Annotated in this window: 1 protein-coding gene; it reads right to left on the bottom strand. The window is 44.7% G+C overall.

Going from position 1 to position 656, the window contains the following annotated elements:
• Positions 1-620 (bottom strand): DUF692 domain-containing protein (locus R8O11_RS28425; protein WP_318195018.1); only part of this gene is annotated, 620 nt, incomplete at its 3' end.
• Between the last annotated feature and the right edge of the window lie 36 nt (positions 621-656).

The raw sequence follows: 656 nt of genomic DNA, 5'->3' as shown, positions 1-656 counted from the left end.
AAATGAATTTCATCCACTTTATCTGCCGGAATGGCGGACAGATAGGTATTGCAATCAAAGCCGTGATTGAAGGCTGATACGTGTACGTTATTCAGATCGAGCAGTAACCGGCAACTTGTGCGCTGCTGAACTTCAGTGAGAAACTCCCACTCGCTGATCGTCGAGTGTTGAAACTTAACATAGCTCGATGGGTTCTCAATTAAGATTTCGCGTTGCAGATAATCCTGAACTTCAAGCACATTGCGAGTAAAAACGTTCAGTGCTTCTTCGGTGTATGGTAGGGGAAGCAAGTCGTTAAAATAATGCCCACCATTTTCACTCCAGCTCAAATGGTCAGAGACAAACATCGGGTCAATGGCATCAATCAACGCTTTCAGTTGAGCTAGGTGTACTTGGCTAACGCGTTCAACAGAGCCTAACGACAAACCAATTCCGTGGCAGCTGATCTGGTATTGCTCTCGCAAAGTGTGTAGATATTTTCGTTCGGCTGCATTGGGTTGAAAGTAGTTCTCGCTGTGAATTTCTAACCAAGACAGTTCTGGACGTTGTTGCTGAAAAAAGTCCAAATGAGGAGTCCGTAAACCAACGCCAACAAGAGGGTGAAAATCGTAGTGTTTCACGTGAAACTCCTTTTCGAACTGGATAGAAGAGGTTGT

The organism is Vibrio sp. 1288, assembly GCF_033344475.1.
This window is presented reverse-complemented; position numbering and strand designations above follow the sequence as displayed.